The 15,952-nt window shown below is 66.7% G+C and carries 16 protein-coding genes; 10 read left to right on the top strand and 6 right to left on the bottom strand.

Going from position 1 to position 15,952, the window contains the following annotated elements; translation table 11 throughout:
* Nucleotides 1-72: 72 nt before the first annotated feature.
* From tilS to cysS, 4 genes are all read right to left on the bottom strand, one after another.
* On the bottom strand, nt 73-1,479 hold the full coding sequence (tilS, locus tag U4Y91_RS13040; RefSeq protein ID WP_321805394.1) for a tRNA lysidine(34) synthetase TilS: 1,407 nt from the start codon (nt 1,477-1,479) through the stop codon (nt 73-75).
* 43 nt (nt 1,480-1,522) lie between these two features.
* Entirely contained in the window at nt 1,523-2,494 is a 972-nt protein-coding gene (locus U4Y91_RS13035; RefSeq protein ID WP_006478433.1) for an acetyl-CoA carboxylase carboxyltransferase subunit alpha, read from the bottom strand.
* A gap of 99 nt (nt 2,495-2,593) precedes the next feature.
* The gene (locus U4Y91_RS13030; protein WP_321805393.1) at nt 2,594-3,463 is read right to left on the bottom strand and encodes a DNA-3-methyladenine glycosylase; all 870 of its coding nucleotides are present in this window, start codon (nt 3,461-3,463) and stop codon (nt 2,594-2,596) included.
* A gap of 43 nt (nt 3,464-3,506) precedes the next feature.
* Nucleotides 3,507-4,904: a cysteine--tRNA ligase gene (gene cysS / locus U4Y91_RS13025; protein WP_321805392.1), complete on the bottom strand. Its 1,398-nt coding sequence runs from the start codon at nt 4,902-4,904 to the stop codon at nt 3,507-3,509.
* 234 nt (nt 4,905-5,138) lie between these two features.
* Between cysS and U4Y91_RS13020 the strand changes: the two genes are divergently transcribed.
* From U4Y91_RS13020 to U4Y91_RS13005, 4 genes are all read left to right on the top strand, one after another.
* A complete protein-coding gene (locus tag U4Y91_RS13020; protein ID WP_321805391.1) occupies nt 5,139-5,861 on the top strand; it encodes a tetratricopeptide repeat protein in 723 nt (240 codons plus the stop codon).
* Nucleotides 5,862-5,900: 39 nt separating this feature from the next.
* Entirely contained in the window at nt 5,901-6,476 is a 576-nt protein-coding gene (locus tag U4Y91_RS13015) for a peptidylprolyl isomerase (protein ID WP_321805390.1), read from the top strand.
* 88 nt (nt 6,477-6,564) lie between these two features.
* Nucleotides 6,565-7,056 carry a peptidylprolyl isomerase gene (locus tag U4Y91_RS13010; RefSeq protein WP_006751616.1) on the top strand — a complete coding sequence of 164 codons (492 nt, stop codon included), beginning with the start codon at nt 6,565-6,567 and terminating at the stop codon, nt 7,054-7,056.
* A 26-nt stretch (nt 7,057-7,082) separates the two neighbouring features.
* Entirely contained in the window at nt 7,083-7,883 is an 801-nt protein-coding gene (locus tag U4Y91_RS13005; RefSeq protein ID WP_257771696.1) for a UDP-2,3-diacylglucosamine diphosphatase, read from the top strand.
* 48 nt (nt 7,884-7,931) lie between these two features.
* Here the strand turns inward: U4Y91_RS13005 and cysE are convergent, their stop codons facing one another.
* Nucleotides 7,932-8,705, bottom strand: coding sequence for a serine O-acetyltransferase (cysE, locus tag U4Y91_RS13000; protein ID WP_044847978.1), 774 nt, complete (start codon nt 8,703-8,705; stop codon nt 7,932-7,934).
* 314 nt (nt 8,706-9,019) lie between these two features.
* Nucleotides 9,020-9,844, bottom strand: a complete 825-nt coding sequence (locus U4Y91_RS12995; RefSeq protein WP_321805389.1) for an RNA methyltransferase — start codon at nt 9,842-9,844, stop codon at nt 9,020-9,022.
* Between the two features lie 280 nt (nt 9,845-10,124).
* Between U4Y91_RS12995 and U4Y91_RS12990 the strand changes: the two genes are divergently transcribed.
* The 6 genes from U4Y91_RS12990 to U4Y91_RS12965 all read left to right on the top strand — a co-directional run bounded on the left by U4Y91_RS12990 (nt 10,125) and on the right by U4Y91_RS12965 (nt 15,887).
* Complete coding sequence (locus tag U4Y91_RS12990; protein WP_044847980.1) at nt 10,125-10,928, top strand: inositol monophosphatase family protein; 804 nt, start codon at nt 10,125-10,127, stop codon at nt 10,926-10,928.
* A 66-nt stretch (nt 10,929-10,994) separates the two neighbouring features.
* Complete coding sequence (locus tag U4Y91_RS12985) at nt 10,995-12,617, top strand: NAD(P)/FAD-dependent oxidoreductase (protein WP_321805388.1); 1,623 nt, start codon at nt 10,995-10,997, stop codon at nt 12,615-12,617.
* Between the two features lie 211 nt (nt 12,618-12,828).
* The gene (locus U4Y91_RS12980) at nt 12,829-13,734 is read left to right on the top strand and encodes an AraC family transcriptional regulator (RefSeq protein ID WP_321805387.1); all 906 of its coding nucleotides are present in this window, start codon (nt 12,829-12,831) and stop codon (nt 13,732-13,734) included.
* Between the two features lie 345 nt (nt 13,735-14,079).
* Entirely contained in the window at nt 14,080-14,466 is a 387-nt protein-coding gene (locus U4Y91_RS12975; protein WP_321805386.1) for a DUF2946 domain-containing protein, read from the top strand.
* 111 nt (nt 14,467-14,577) lie between these two features.
* Entirely contained in the window at nt 14,578-15,510 is a 933-nt protein-coding gene (locus tag U4Y91_RS12970; protein WP_321805385.1) for a hypothetical protein, read from the top strand.
* Complete coding sequence (locus U4Y91_RS12965; protein WP_321805384.1) at nt 15,510-15,887, top strand: copper resistance protein CopC; 378 nt, start codon at nt 15,510-15,512, stop codon at nt 15,885-15,887. The genes U4Y91_RS12970 and U4Y91_RS12965 overlap by 1 nt, the downstream gene beginning before the upstream one ends.
* Nucleotides 15,888-15,952: the final 65 nt, after the last annotated feature.

The raw sequence follows: 15,952 nt of genomic DNA, 5'->3' as shown, positions 1-15,952 counted from the left end.
GCAAGTGTTCCGGCGCTGTTTACCAAATGGTGAAAACCGGCGCGCGATCGCGCGGCCGGCAGCGTGTCGCCGCTATGCGATCAGCAGGTCGGGACGCCATTCGATCCGGCGCCACGCGCCGGCATCAGCCAGTCCATCGCCGTGATTCACGCCGAGCCGCGGCACGTAGACGAGCCGGTCGCCCGCAAACAACAGCGGCACGTCGCGCTGCCAGGCCGGCACGCCGCGCTCCTGGAACAGGTTCTTCAGCGTGCGGCCCGGGCCGCCGGGCGACGTACGCAGCCGCTCGCCGCCCGCGCGGGCGCGCGCGGCGAGCGTCGCGCTGCGCAGCAGCGCCTCCGGCACCGCGCCGTCGCTGCCGGCCTCGGCCGGCGCGAACACGAACGTGCCGCGCCATGCCGGCACGCGCCAGACTTCCTGGCCGTCCCACGCGAGCGCGGATTCGGGATGCGGCGTTCCGGTGCCGTCGTCGGCCGGCTCGGCGCTGTCGCCCGCCTCCCAGTACACGGTGTCGCGATAGAGCCGCAGGCACTGCCCCGCGTGATCGACCCGCAGCGCATGCGCGTCGTGCGCCGCGCGCAGCTGCCGCATCATGTTCGCCAGCCGCCCCGCCGACGCACCGGGCAGCCCGAGCCGGCGCATCCAGAAACGCAGCAGGTTCGCGCCGCGCGTATCGTCGAACGCGACCAGCGCATCGCGCGACAGCGCGCGGCCGTCGTCGCGCGCGGCGCCGGCGAAATCCAGTTCGGCGAGCTCGTCGAGCAGCCGCTGCGCGGCGGCCGCATGCTGGGCCGCGCGGCCCAGCGCATCGCGAAAACCCGGGAAATGCACGGCGAGCGCCGGCAGCACGTCGATGCGCAACGCATTGCGCGCGTAGCGCGTGTCGCCGTTCGATTCGTCGTCGATCCACGTCAGCGCGCGCTGCGCCGCATAGCGCTCCAGTTGCGCGCGCAACAATCGCAACAGCGGGCGCACACGCTCGACGCTCGCGCCGTCAGGCCGATAACGCGGCGCCATCGCGGCCAGGCCCGCGATCCCCGCGCCGCGCAACAGCTGGAGCAGCACGGTCTCCGCCTGGTCGTCCGCATGCTGCGCGACCCAGAGCGCGGCCACGCCGTGGCGCTCGCACATCGCGTCGAGCGCCGCATAGCGGCGCTCGCGCGCGGTCGCCTCGATGCCGAGGCCGCTGTCGCGCGGCACATCGACACGCTCCGACTCGAACGCGACGCCGAGTTGCCCGGCCGTCGCCTGCGCATGCGCGACCCATGCGTCGGCGTTCGCGCTCAGGCCGTGGTGCACGTGCAGCGCGACGCAACGCGCGGCGCCCGCCACGCGCACGGCCGCGTCGAGCAGCACCGTCGAGTCGAGGCCGCCGCTGTACGCGATCGCGATGCGTGCATCGGCCGGCAGATCGGCAAGCGCAACGCCGACCGCGTCGAGGACGACGCGGTCGGCGGAGAATTCGGTCGGGGGGATCACGAGCGAGACGCGCGCCGGACGGCGCGCGATGCGAACACGCCGGTCATGCGCCGGGCGTGGTTTCCTTGAACTTGCCGTAGGCCATCAGGCGCTCGAAGCGGCGCTCGCGCAGCGCATCGATGCTCATGCCCTGGAACTGGCGCAGCGAATCGGCGAGCGCACGGCGCAGCAACGCGGCCATGCCCTTCGGATCGCGGTGCGCGCCGCCGAGCGGCTCGTTGATGATCTTGTCGATCAGGCCGAGCGCCTTCAGGCGATGCGCGGTCAGGCCCAGCGCTTCCGCGGCCTCGGGCGCCTTCGCGGCGCTCTTCCACAGAATCGACGCGCAGCCTTCCGGCGAAATCACCGAGTAGGTCGAGAACTGCAGCATCATCACGGTGTCGGCCACGGCGATCGCGAGCGCACCGCCCGAACCGCCCTCGCCGATCACGGTCGTGATGATCGGCGTCTTCAGTTCGGCCATCACGTACAGGTTGCGGCCGATCGCCTCCGACTGGCCGCGCTCTTCCGCGCCGATGCCCGGGTACGCGCCCGGCGTGTCGACGAACGTGAAAATCGGCAGCCCGAATTTCTCGGCGAGACGCATCAGCCGTTCGGCCTTGCGATAGCCTTCCGGACGCGGCATCCCGAAGTTGCGCGCGGCGCGCTCCTTCGTGTCGCGGCCCTTCTGGTGGCCGATCACCATGCACGGATGGCCGCCGAAGCGCGCGAGGCCGCCGACGATCGAAAGATCGTCCGCGAACGCGCGGTCGCCATGCAGTTCGTGAAAATCGGTAAACAGTTCCGCAACGTAATCGAGCGTGTACGGACGCTGCGGATGCCGCGCGATCTGCGAGACCTGCCACGGCGACAGGTTCGCGTAGAGGTCCTTCGTCAGTTGCTGGCTTTTCTTCGACAGCCGCTCGATTTCTTCCGAAATATCGACAGCCGAGTCGTCCTGCACGAATCGCAGCTCTTCGATCTTGGCCTCGAGTTCGGCGATCGGCTGTTCGAAATCCAGAAACGTGGTCTTCATGTGTTCGAATCCTTGGGTCTTGCGGCAGCGCGTATTCTACCCGCGCGGGGGACGTGCAAAACCGGCTCTCAACTATTGATGTTTAAAACCCGATAGCCGTCAATCGGCGTCGGCGTCCGGCGCGTCGAGGCTGCGCCACATGTACCAGGTCGCGACGGTACGCCACGGCTCCCAGTTGGCGGCCACTTCACGCGCCTCGCTGCGCGTGACAGGCTCCCCGCTGAAGTAATTGACGCTGATCGCGCGGATCAGGCCCGGATCGTCGAGCGGCAGCACGTCCGGCCGCGACAGGTTGAAGATCAGGAACATCTCGGCCGTCCAGCGACTGATGCCGCGGATCTGCGTGAGTTCCGCGATCACGTCCTCGTCGTCCATCGACGTCCATTTGTCGACGTGCAGCGCGCCGGACACGAAGTGTTGCGCGAGATCGAGAATATATTCCGTCTTGCGCTTCGACAGCCCGCACGCGATCAGCTTGTCCGCGCCGAGCCGGATGACCGGCTGCGGTGCGAGTTTCGGACACGCATCCTCGATGCGCGCCCACAGCGCCTGCGCGGACGGCACCGAGATCTGCTGGCCGACGACCGAACGCGCGAGCGTGACGAACGGGTCGCCGCGCTTCACGAGATGCGCGGGGCCGAACTTCGGGATCAGCTTCTTCAGGATGCGGTCGCGCTTGACGAGATCGGCGCACGCTTTATCCCAGTAGGCGGGACGCACGACGCCATCGGCGCCGTCGACTGCCGCATCGGCTGCCCGCACCTTGCGGGCCGCATCGGCGGCCGCCATCGCGACCTCCGGCTGCGCCGCGTCCACGCCCTTCGCGCGCGCGGGCTTTGCATGACCGTTGAGCGCGCCGTTCGGCACGGCGCGCGTCGCGTCCGCCTTCGCCGCTGGCGCGCGCTTGGCTGCCGGACGCGCGGCGAGCGGAGTCGCACGCCTGACCGGCGCTTTTCTGGCCGTTGCCATCCTGCCTCCTACCTGACGGATCGGTCAGTGGAACGCACCGCGCTCATACGCGACGCCATTCGGTCGATCCGCCCGGTTTGTCTTCAAGTGCGATGCCGGCGTCGAGCAGTTCCGCCCGAATCCGGTCCGCTTCGGCATAGTCCTTCGCTTGTTTCGCCGCGACCCGCGCGGCGATCTTCGCTTCGATTTCGTCGGCTGCGAGCCCGCCCGCCTGCGCGGCACCGGTGCCCTGCTGCAGGAACGCGCGCGGTTCGCGGTCGAGCAGGCCCAGGAGGCCCGCCAGTTGTTTCAGTTGCCGCGCGAGCGACGCATCGCGCGTGCGATTGACTTCACCCGCCAGTTCGAACAGCGTCGCCACCGCGACCGGCGTGTTGATGTCGTCGTTCATCGCGGCCGCGAAACGCTGCGCGTGCGGCTCGTTCCAGTCGAGCGCGAGCGTGTCGGGCTCGACATCCTTAAGCGCCGTGTACAGACGCGTGAGCGACGCGCGCGCGTCGTCGAGATGCACGTCGCTGTAGTTGAGCGGCGACCGGTAGTGCGTGCGCACGATGAAAAAGCGCATGACCTCGGCGTCGTACCGCTCGAGCACTTCGCGGATCGTGAAGAAGTTGCCGAGCGATTTCGACATCTTCTCGTTGTCGACCTGCACGAAGCCGTTGTGCATCCAGTAATTGACGAACGCCTGGCCGGTCGCGCCTTCGCTCTGCGCGATCTCGTTCTCGTGGTGCGGGAATTGCAGATCCTGCCCGCCGCCGTGGATGTCGAAATGCTCGCCGAGCAGCGTGCAGCCCATCGCCGAGCACTCGATGTGCCAGCCCGGCCGGCCCATCCCGTACTTCGATGCCCACGACGCACCGTCGGGCTCGTCCTCCTTCGCGCGCTTCCACAGCACGAAGTCGAGCGGATCCTGCTTCGCATCGTTTGCGGCAACGCGTTCGCCCGCGCGGAGGTCGTCGAGCGACCTGCCCGACAGCTTCCCGTAGTTCGCGAACTTGCGCACCGAATAGTTGACGTCGCCGTCGCTCGCCTGGTACGCGTAGCCGTTCGCCTCTAGCTTCTCGATCATCCCGAGCATCTGCGGAATGAACTGCGTCGCGCGCGGCTCGATGTCCGGCCGCTGGATGCCGAGCGCCGCCTCATCCTCGTGCATCGCACCGATGAACCGGTCGGTCAGCGACTTGATCGTCTCGCCGTTCTCGACCGCGCGGCGGATGATCTTGTCCTCGATGTCGGTGATGTTGCGCACATACGTGACCCGATAGCCGATCGCACGCAGCCAGCGCTGGACGAGGTCGAACACGACCAGCATGCGCGCGTGGCCCACGTGACAATAGTCGTAGACGGTGATCCCGCATACGTACATCCGCACTTCGCCGGACTGGCGCGGCACGAAAACTTGCTTGTCACGCGCGAGCGTGTTGTAGATGCGCAGTGATTCCATAGAGATGAACCGTGAGCCGAAGGAAACCGCCCTGGCGAAGCTCGCCCAGCATGCGAAACGGACGGACCACCTGCTGCGGCACGACGCCGCGCGTCCTCGATATCACATGGGGCGGTCAGGCTGCAAGCACAGCGGTGACGGCCACGAGAGGCAAAGAAAGACTGTCTGCGGCTCGCCGGAACGCGCAGACGTTTTGTTAGAATGGCTCGGAGTATAACATTCCGATTTACGCCTATGAAACCTCATCGCGGCCGCGCGCCGAGCGCTGCGACCCTCGTTGCGACCGCCGTCATGGGCGTCGCACTGACGCTTTTCGCGGCCCCCGCGGCGCATGCGCAGAAGGCCCCGGCCACCGCCGACGGCACGCCCGAAATCGACGCGTCGATCTCCGGCAAGCAATGGAAACAGGCGCTCGCGCAACTCGATGCGCGCATCGCCGCGAATCCGCACGACGTGCAGGCGCAGTTCAAGCGCGGCACCGTGCTCGCCCGCCTGAACCGCGACGACGACGCGATCCAGCAGTTCGTCGCGATCACGCAGGCCTACCCCGAACTGCCCGAACCGTACAACAACCTCGCGGCGCTCTACGCGAAGCACGGCCGCTACGACGAAGCGCGCAGCGCGCTCGTCACCGCGACGCAATCGAACCCGAGCTACTCGCTCGCGTACGAGAACCTCGGCGACCTCTATCTGCGCCTCGCGGCCGAATCGTACAAGCGCGCGCAATCGCTCGGCCGCACGAGCGGCGCGACCGCGCAGCGCCTCGCCGACCTGCAGAAGATCGTGTCGCCACCGAAGCCGGCAGCCAACGCGCGCGCCGTCACGCCGGCCACGCGCACGTACACCGATCGCGCCGCCGCAAACGTGAGCACCACCACGCTGCCGATGTCGCCGACGTTCCAGTTCAACGGTCCGTCCGGTGCGCTGGCAGCGCCGTACGTCGCGCCGTCGCAGTAAGCGGCGCAACCTTCCCTCCCTCCCAACCTGAGGATCGCAATGAAACGTCTGTTGCTGGCGCTTGGCGGCGCCGCCCTTCTCGCGACCGCGCCCGCGTTCGCGCAATCGGCCACCGCGCACCCCGTCGTGCAGCTGAAGACCTCGCAGGGCGACATCCGTGTCGAGCTCTACCCGGAGAAGGCGCCGAAGACGGTCGCCAACTTCCTCGACTACGTGAAGGCCGGCCAGTACAGCGGCACGATCTTCCATCGCGTGATCAAGGGCTTCATGATCCAGGGCGGCGGCTACAAGACCAACTTCGAGGAGAAGCCGACCCGCGCGCCGATCCCGCTGGAAAGCCGCAATGGTCTGAAGAACCTGACGGGCACGATCGCGATGGCGCGTACCAGCGATCCGAACTCGGCCACCGCGCAGTTCTTCATCAACACGGTCGACAACAGCGGCCTCGACTACCCGAACCCGGACGGCAACGGCTATGCGGTGTTCGGCAAGGTCGTGTCGGGCCTCGACGTCGTGAAGAAGATCGAAGGCGTGGCGACGACCTCGCGCGGCCCGATGCAGGACGTGCCGGCCCAGCCGGTCCTGATCGAATCGGCCAGCATCGTCTCGAAATAAGCACCTGCCGGCACGTCCGGCGCCACACGCGGCCGCGTCGCACGACCGGCCGCGTGCCATTTAAACCGCCTCACCGAAGGAATTCATCATGGTTGAACTGCACACGAACCACGGCGTGATCAAGCTCGAGCTGGACGCTGCGAAGGCACCGAAGACGGTCGAAAACTTCCTCAACTACGTGAAGAAGGGCCACTATGACGGCACGGTGTTCCACCGCGTGATCAACGGCTTCATGATTCAAGGCGGCGGCTTCGAGCCGGGCCTGAAGCAGAAGCCGACCGACGCGCCGATCGACAACGAAGCGAACAACGGCCTGAAGAACGACAACTACACGATCGCGATGGCGCGCACGAACGATCCGCACTCGGCGACCGCGCAGTTCTTCATCAACGTGAACGACAACGACTTCCTGAACCACTCGTCGCCGACGCCGCAGGGCTGGGGTTACGCTGTGTTCGGCAAGGTCGTCGAAGGCCAGGACGTGGTCGACAAGATCAAGGGCGTCAAGACGGGCAACGCGGGCTTCCACCAGGACGTCCCGGCCGACGACGTCGTGATCGAAAAGGCCGTGGTGGTCTGACCCACAGCCGTTACGGAGGCACTTCGATGTTGCAGGAGAGTCCGCCGCGAAGCGTCTCCGCGGGCGTGCCGGGCGAGCGCGAATACGCGCAAGCCGCACGCCCGTTCCTGTTTCTCTCCGATCTGCACCTGAGCGAGGCGATTCCGAAGACGGTCGCCGCGTTCGAGCATTTCGTGAAATACACGGCCGACAGCGCCGACTCGGTGTTCATCCTCGGCGACCTGTTCGAATACTGGATCGGCGACGACGTGCTCGACCACGATCCGTTCGCGGCCCGCATGGCCGCGCTGATGCATACGTTCTCGGAGCGCGGGATCGCGCTCTACGTGATGCACGGCAACCGCGATTTCCTGCTCGGCCGGCGCTTCATGAAGGCGGCCGGCGCGATGCTGCTGCGCGACCCGGCGCTGATCACGTCGTTCGGCCAGCGCATCGTGCTCACCCACGGCGACGCGCAATGCACGGCCGATCGCGGCTATCAGATATTTCGGCGGTTTGCCCGCAATGGCGTCGCGCAGGCGCTGTTTCTCGCGTGGCCGTTCCGCTGGCGCCGCGCGCTCGCGCAACGGATGCGCTCGAACAGCGAAGCGGGCCGGATGCGCCCCGCTTCGGCGATCTACGATGTCACGCGTGAAGGCATCGCCGCGCTGTTCCGGAAGAGCCGTGCGAGCGTGATCATTCACGGCCACACGCATCGCCCCGCGCGCCACGTCGAACCGGGCGGGATTCGCTGGGTACTGCCCGACTGGGATCTCGACCACGGCATGCCGCGCGGCGGCTATCTGCGCGTCGACGCCGAAGGCATCCACGCGATGCCGCTCGACTGACGCGAGCGACACGACCGCAGCTGCCGGCGGCCGCCGGCATGCGCCGCGTTACGCCTGGCGCTCGACCGCCTTGCCCTCCAGCACCGCCGACAGCCTGCGCAGATCGAGACGCGCCGCGTCCGCGCCCTGCAGCGTTTCCAGATGCGTGCCGAGCTGCTCGAGCGCCGCGACGATCTCGTCGACGCGCCGGCTTTCCTTCGCCGCGTGGTCGATCAGGCCGTGAATCGCGAGCGACATCGGGTCGTCCGCGTTCGGCGTGATCCCGTACGCGCAGAACGCGGCGCGCTCGGGCTGCGGCTTCGGTTGCGCCGGCATCACGATGCGCGCCGGATTGCCGACCGCGGTGCCGCCTGCCGGCACCGGCTTCACGACGACCGCGTTCGAACCGATCTTCGCGCCCGCGCCGACCGTGAAACCGCCGAGCACCTTCGCGCCCGCGCCGACGATCACGCCGGCCTCGAGCGTCGGATGGCGCTTCGCGCCGCGCGTGAGCGACGTGCCGCCGAGCGTCACGCCCTGATAGATCGTGCAGTCGTCGCCGACGATCGCGGTTTCGCCGATCACGACACCCATCCCGTGATCGATGAACACGCGCCGGCCGATCGTCGCGCCCGGGTGGATCTCGATACCCGTCAGGAAGCGCCCGGCCTGCGACGCGAAGCGTGCGAGCCAGTAGCGCTTCGCGCGCCAGCACGCATGCGCGAAGCGATGCAGCACGAGCGCGTGCAGCCCCGGATAACAGGTCAGCACTTCCCAGGCACTGCGAGCGGCGGGATCCCGCTCGCGAATCGTCGCAACGTCTTCGCGCAGTCTAGTGAACATGATCGGGTCTGGGCTGGGGAAAAGGCCGGCACGCCCGCCGGCAACGGCCGGTCGTTATCGCACCGGGTAATTTGCTTATGATGTCCGGCGATTGTAGGGCCACTCGCGCGCGGCCGCACAGCGTCGCGCGTTCACCCCGTCGGCGGCACGGGTATTCGCGCGGGGCGCCCGTCGTGGCCGGGTAGCGCGGTCATCCGGTGGCCGGGCACGGAGACCGGGCACCACCGTCGCGGCGGCCGACGCGACACGCCGGCTGCAGGCCGGAACGCATCCGTCAAACGCATGAGCGCCCGGCCGCGGCGCACCTCGGCCGCTTACGCGTCGCCTTCGGACGTGCCGGACTTCAGCAGGATGTGCTTCGCGATGCCGCGCAGGATGTTGACCTCCTCGCGTTCGAGGCCGGTGCGCGCGAACAGGCGCCGCAGCCGCGGCATCAGCTTCTTCGGGTTGCGCGGGTCGAGAAAATCGAGCGCGATCAGCGCGTTCTCGAGGTGCGCGTACATCCGCTCGATCTCGTCGCTCTGCGCGAGCGTGCCGACCTCGGCCTGCGCGGCGCGCGACGACTCGCTCCCCTGCTCCAGGAACGCGACACGCAGTTCATACGCGAGCACCTGCACGGCCTGCGCGAGGTTCAGCGAACTGTAGGCCGGATTCGCCGGGATATGCGCGAGCGCGCTGCACTGCTCGACGTGCTCGTTCGCGAGGCCCGTGCGCTCGTTGCCGAACACGAGCGCGATGTCGCCGGTGCCGACCTGCGTGTGTGCCTGTTCGGCGGCCGCGCGCGGCGCAAGGCGCGGCGGCCCGTATTCGCGCGTGCGCGCGGTCAGCGCGATCGACCAGTGGACGCCGGACAGCGCGTCGCCGAGCGTGGGCACGACGTGCGCGGACGCGAGGACGTCGTCCGCGCCGCTCGCCATCGCGATCGCCTCGGGGTCGCTCTGCACGTGCGGCACGCGCGGCGCGACCAGGACGAGCCTGGAGAAACCCATCGTCTTCAGCGCGCGGGCGGCCGCCCCGACATTGCCGGGATGGCTCGGCTCGACGAGCACGAAACGGGTGGAAGTGAAGCCGCCGGACGGCGGCGGGGACGAAGCCGCGCCCGATTCGGACGGCACGGCGGGGTTCTGCGGGGTTTCCACTACATACGACTCGGTTCGTCAGAATGGCAGTATGGTATCGCCATCGCCCCGGCAAACCCACTCGTCCGGACGGCCAGTGGGGTTTCCCCGCATCCCGGTCACCTGAAACTCCCGAAAATCGGGTAAAATCATGCGTTTACGCGTCGCATCCCGTGCGACGCGGGTCGTACCCTGCTCTTTGTCAATTCGCGTCTCATCTCGCCCGGCACGTTTTGCGCCGTTCCGGGCGGTGTGTTCCACTTCGTGGCGGCCCGTGCCGCCGGCTACAGGATCCAGGCTCATGCATCCCATGCTCAACATTGCTGTCAAGGCTGCGCGCCGCGCCGGACAGATCATCAACCGTGCCTCCCTCGATCTCGACCTGATCGAGATCCGCAAGAAGCAGCAGAACGACTTCGTCACCGAAGTGGACAAGGCCGCCGAAGAGGCGATCATCGAGACGCTGAAGACCGCCTACCCCGACCACGCGATCCTCGCGGAAGAATCGGGCGAATCGGAGAACGAATCCGAATTCAAGTGGATCATCGATCCGCTCGACGGCACGACCAACTTCATCCACGGCTTCCCGTACTACTGCGTGTCGATCGCGCTCGAGCACAAGGGCGTCGTCACGCAGGCCGTCGTCTACGATCCGAACAAGAACGACCTGTTCACGGCCACCCGCGGCCGCGGCGCGTACCTGAACGACCGCCGCATCCGCGTCGGCCGCCGCGACCGCCTGGCAGACGCGCTGGTCGGCACGGGCTTCCCGTTCCGCGAGAAGGACGGCCTCGACGCCTATGCGCGCCTGTTCACCGAAATGACGCAGGCCTGCACGGGCCTGCGCCGTCCGGGCGCGGCCGCACTCGACCTCGCGAACGTCGCGGCCGGCCGTCTCGACGCGTTCTTCGAGCAAGGCATCAACGTGTGGGACATGGCGGCGGGCAGCCTGCTGATCACCGAAGCCGGCGGCCTCGTCGGCAACTACACGGGCGACGCCGATTTCCTGCATCGTCATGAAATCGTCGCGGCGAATCCGAAGATCTACGCGCAGATGATCCCGATCCTGAACCGCTACAGCTACATGCATCCGGCGGCGGAGTAAATCCGCGCCGCGCCCGCGCCCGTCTCAACACCGCCACGACTTCGTGGCGACCGTATCCGAATATTCATGTTACGGCTAAGCGAACTTAAACTCCCGCTCGACCACCCCGAGAGCGCCCTCGAAGCCGCGATTCACGCGCGCCTCGCGGAGCTTGGCGTGGCGGCGGACGGGCTCCTCCGTTACACGGTGTACCGCCGTGCGCACGATGCGCGCAGGCGCGCCGACATCAAGCTCACGTATATCGTCGATGTCGAGGTCAAGGACGAAGCGGCCGTGCTGCCGCGACTCGCCGTCACGCCGCATTGCGGCGTGACGCCCGACATGGCGTACCACTTCGTCGCGAAGGCGCCCGAGCACGGCAACTTCCTGCGCCCGGTCGTCATCGGCATGGGGCCGTGCGGCCTGTTTGCAGGGCTGATCCTCGCGCAGATGGGTTTCCGCCCCATCATCCTCGAACGCGGCAAGGCCGTGCGCGAGCGCACCAAGGACACCTTCGGCCTGTGGCGCAAGAGCGTCCTCAATCCCGAGTCCAACGTGCAGTTCGGCGAAGGCGGGGCCGGGACGTTTTCCGACGGCAAGCTGTACAGCCAGATCAAGGATCCCCATCACTACGGCCGCAAGGTGCTCGACGAATTCGTCAAGGCCGGTGCGCCGGAGGACATCCTGTACCTGAGCCGGCCGCACATCGGCACGTTCCGCCTCGTCAGCATGGTGGAAAAGATGCGCGCGACCATCCACGAACTGGGCGGTGAAGTGCGCTTCGAAACCCGGGTCGAGGACATCGAGATCGATCAGGGCAAGGTGCGCTCGCTGACGCTGTCGAACGGCGAAACGCTCCGGTGCGATCACGTGGTGCTGGCCGTGGGCCACAGCGCACGCGACACGTTCCAGATGCTGCACGATCGCGGTGTGTATGTCGAAGCGAAGCCGTTCTCGCTGGGTTTCCGGATCGAACATCCGCAGGGGCTGATCGATCGCAGCCGCTTCGGCAAGTTCGCGGGCCACAAGCAACTCGGCGCGGCCGACTACAAGGTGGTTCATCACTGCAGCAACGGACGCGCGGTCTACAGCTTCTGCATGTGCCCCGGCGGCACGGTGGTCGCGGCGACCTCCGAGCCGGGCCGCGTGGTCACCAACGGCATGAGCCAGTATTCGCGCGCCGAGCGCAACGCGAACGCGGGCATCGTCGTCGGCATCACGCCGGAGGACTATCCGGGCGGGCCGCTCGCGGGCATCGCGTTCCAGCGCAAGTGGGAAGAACGCGCGTTCGAACTCGGCGGCGGCGATTACAGCGCGCCGGGCCAGCTGGTCGGCGATTTCATCGCGGGCCGGCCGTCGACGTCGCTCGGTTCCGTGGTGCCGTCGTACAAGCCGGGCGTGCGCCCGACCGACCTCAGCACCGCGCTGCCCGACTACGTGATCGAAGCCATTCGTGAAGCGCTGCCGCAGATCGACAAGAAGATCGCCGGCTTCGCGATGCACGACGCGGTGCTCACCGGCGTGGAAACGCGCACGTCGTCCCCGATCCGGATCCGGCGCAAGGACGATTACCAGAGCGTGAACGTCGAAGGGTTGTATCCGGCCGGCGAAGGCGCCGGGTATGCCGGCGGCATCTATTCGGCAGCCATCGACGGTATCGAGGTCGCGCAGGCGGTGGCGCTCGATCTGATGTCGGCGCACACGTCCTGATATTGCCCGTCAGGCCCGGCGCACGAAGGTCCGTGCGCCGGGTGATCCAGCAATACCCGCGCCTTGTCTGACAAGGTTCGCCGCACGAAGCTCCCCCCTCTTTGCGATGCGCCGCGGCCATTAGCGGTCAATTTGGCGAACACGACCGACGCCAGGCCGAATTTCGCCTTGGTATACACTGCGGCCAGATTCTCCACGTTCCCACGAATCCATGGCAGCAGCACAGTCGGGCAACGCGTCATCTGATTTCATGCCGGCCGACCTCAGGCAAAGCCTGGTCACGCAGACGCTGCCGCACGCCCAGGTCGGCATCAGCCGACTGAAGACATCTCGTAGAAATATTGGTCGAACTGCGCCATACGAACTTGAAGACGCCGATCTCATCGTGTTGCAATTGCGCGCGTTCGGCGAACAGGAATTGTGGCTTGACGGACGTGTTGCGCGTTTCGTCCCCTATGACGCAGGGACCGTCACGATTCACGACCTCGACCGCAGTTGGGTTTCCGACCTGAAGGGGGCGTTCGACTGCATCCATTTTCACCTCCCGCGCCGAACGCTGGAGGAGACAGTCGATGAAATCGGGGGCAGGCAGCGGCCCCAGCTTTACTTGCCACCGCATTTGAGCGCGACGGATCCGATCATCCATCGCCTGGGCCAAGCCCTGCTCCCCGCCTTGGCGCGGCCCGAGCACGCATCCCAGCTCTTTATCGACCACGTCGCGCTCGCCTTCCAGACGCATGTCGCGCGTCTGTACGGCGGCATCGGCGAGCGGCGGGAGAAGTCGACCGGCACACTCACGGCGTGGCAGGAGCGCGTGGCGAAAGGCTTTCTGCTCGAACACCTTACCGGGAACATCTCGATTGCCGACGTGGCGAAAGCTTGCGGCCTGTCTCGTGGCCATTTCGTCAAGGCCTTTCATCAGACCACCGGGTTACCGCCCCATCGCTGGCTGATCAATCAGCGCATCGAGCGCGCAATGATGTACATGCGCACATCGTCCATGCCGCTGCAAATGGTCTCGGATGCATGCGGCTTCGCCGACCAGAGCCACTTCACGAGAACATTCACGCGACTCACCGGCGTTACCCCGCGTCGCTGGCGCATGGACAACGTTTGAGGACCGTGGCCGACGCGAGCTTTGCGCGTCACATGAACGCCCAACCCACCACCGCACCTGCAGACGTCACGCCGATGAGGCAACGGTACCTGCGCGTCATCCCACCAAGCATCGACCAGGCGATCAGGCCCGAGCCTACGCCATGAAACGCCTGCGCCGGCCGCTCCCGCACCGCGAAGCGGCCGGTCGCGTCTGGCGCAAACGAACATCCGACATTGGTCAGAACAGGCGCGAAATTCCTCCCGTTGCGTATGCTCGAGGCGGGAGATTACCCATCGGGGGCGGTCTGGCACGCATGCCATAATTTCGGCAACGCGCCTGCTGGTGCATGATTCCGCCAAGGTCATGTCAGCTCTGCTTCGCAGGAAGATCGGCAGCATTCTGGGATTGCTTGCGATCCTGCTGACGACGCTTGCGCCGACGGTGTCGCAGAGCCTGTCGTCCGAGCGAGCGTTCGAGGCGGTATCCGGGGCGTTCTGCACAGTACGGAACGAGGACGGTCCGGATGTCGCCGCCCCCGACCATTCATCGTTGCCCGGGAAGGCAGTCCACTGGCAGGCGTGCGCGTATTGCGGGCTGCTTGCGGACATGCCGGTACTACTGGGCGGAACCTCGGGATTCGTGCCGACTGACCAGGCCGCTCATCCGGCGTTGACGCCCCTGTTTCAGGCACCCCGCAGCGTTTTCCGATTTACCGCGGCACAGCCGCGCGCCCCTCCGCTTTCATCCTGAATGATCCAGCCAGCGGCGATGCTTGTGACATTGCATCGCCTATGCTCGCGCGTCTTTTGTCTTTTGACAGACCCGCGAGCATATCGACGCGATCTTCAGAAAGGGGGGACCATGTACACCCAACCTGCACGCAATACCATGCCGGCGCTTGTAGCGTCCGTCATTCCAGCCGCATTTGCCGTCCTGCTTCTTTTCCCGTCCGTTGCAACGGCTCACGCGATCGCCGGCAACCGCGCCTTTCCGGCGACCATGGCGGTCGATGATCCCGGCGTCGGGGACGAACTCAACCTCGAGTTCGGCCACCTCCAGTCCGACACGGATGACGGCGACAAGCAGAACAGCAATACGACGACACTCGAATGGGACAAGCTGATCACGTCCCGTTTCCAGCTATCCGTGACCGGCACGTACATCAACCTCAATGCGCCCAACGACAGCTCGGCGCGCGGTTTCGACAACTGGCAGGTCGGTGCCAAATACCGCTTCTACGGCAACGAAAGGCATGAGCTCATGGCCTCCGTCGGCGCGACCGCGGAGCTGGGCGGAACGGGGGCGAAGTCGATCGCTGATCCACACTCGGCGATCACGCCGACGCTTTACTTCGGCAAGGGCTTCGGCGACCTGCCCGACAGCCTGAAGTACCTGAAGCCGCTGGCGATCACGGGCACCGTCGGCCCCCGCTTGGCATTGAACCGTGCCGATCCGAATTCGTTGAACTGGGGCGTCACCGTGCAATACAGCCTGCCCTATCTGCAGCACTTCGTGCGCGACGTGGGTCTCAAGGCGCCGTTCGACAGCCTGATCCCGGTCGTCGAGTTGCCGATGAGCACCTGCACCGCCAGCCCGTGTTCGGGCCATACGACCGGAACGATCAACCCCGGCGCGTTGTGGCTGAATCGCTGGGGCCAGCTCGGCATCGAGGCGCAGATTCCGGTCAATCACGCGAGCGGAACGGGCGTGGGCATCCTGTTGCAAGTGCATCTTTATCTCGATGACATCCTGCCCCGCTCCATCGGCAAGCCGCTGTTCGGCAACGGAGAATAATGATGCGCCCATTCGACCGATTTCATCCCGGCTCGCGCGCAGCGGCCGTCGCGACGAGCATCCTGACCGCGTCGACGGCATTCGCCCATGTGTTTCCGCAGAAACAATCGCCGTCCGCGGGCGCGGAAGTGGCGGCGCCGGCAGGCGTGACGATCATCTTCGACGGACCGCTCGAACCCGCCTTCAGTTCGCTCAGCGTCAGCAATTCGGCGGGCAAACAGGTGAACACGGAAAAGGCGGAAGTCGACCCGAATGACACGAAGTCGATCCATGTGGCATTGCCGCCATCGCCGCCCGGCACGTACACGGTGCACTGGGTGGCGGTCGCGTCGGACGGGCATCGCACGCACGGCGATTATTCGTTCAAGATCAGGTAGCGGATCCGGCGACGTCCAGCCGATTTCGGGCGCGTCGGACGTCCGACCGTTCAAGCCGGCAGCGG

The sequence above is a fragment of the Burkholderia sp. BCC1993 genome (assembly GCF_905339865.1).
Taxonomy (GTDB): Bacteria; Pseudomonadota; Gammaproteobacteria; order Burkholderiales; family Burkholderiaceae; genus Burkholderia.
This window is presented reverse-complemented; position numbering and strand designations above follow the sequence as displayed.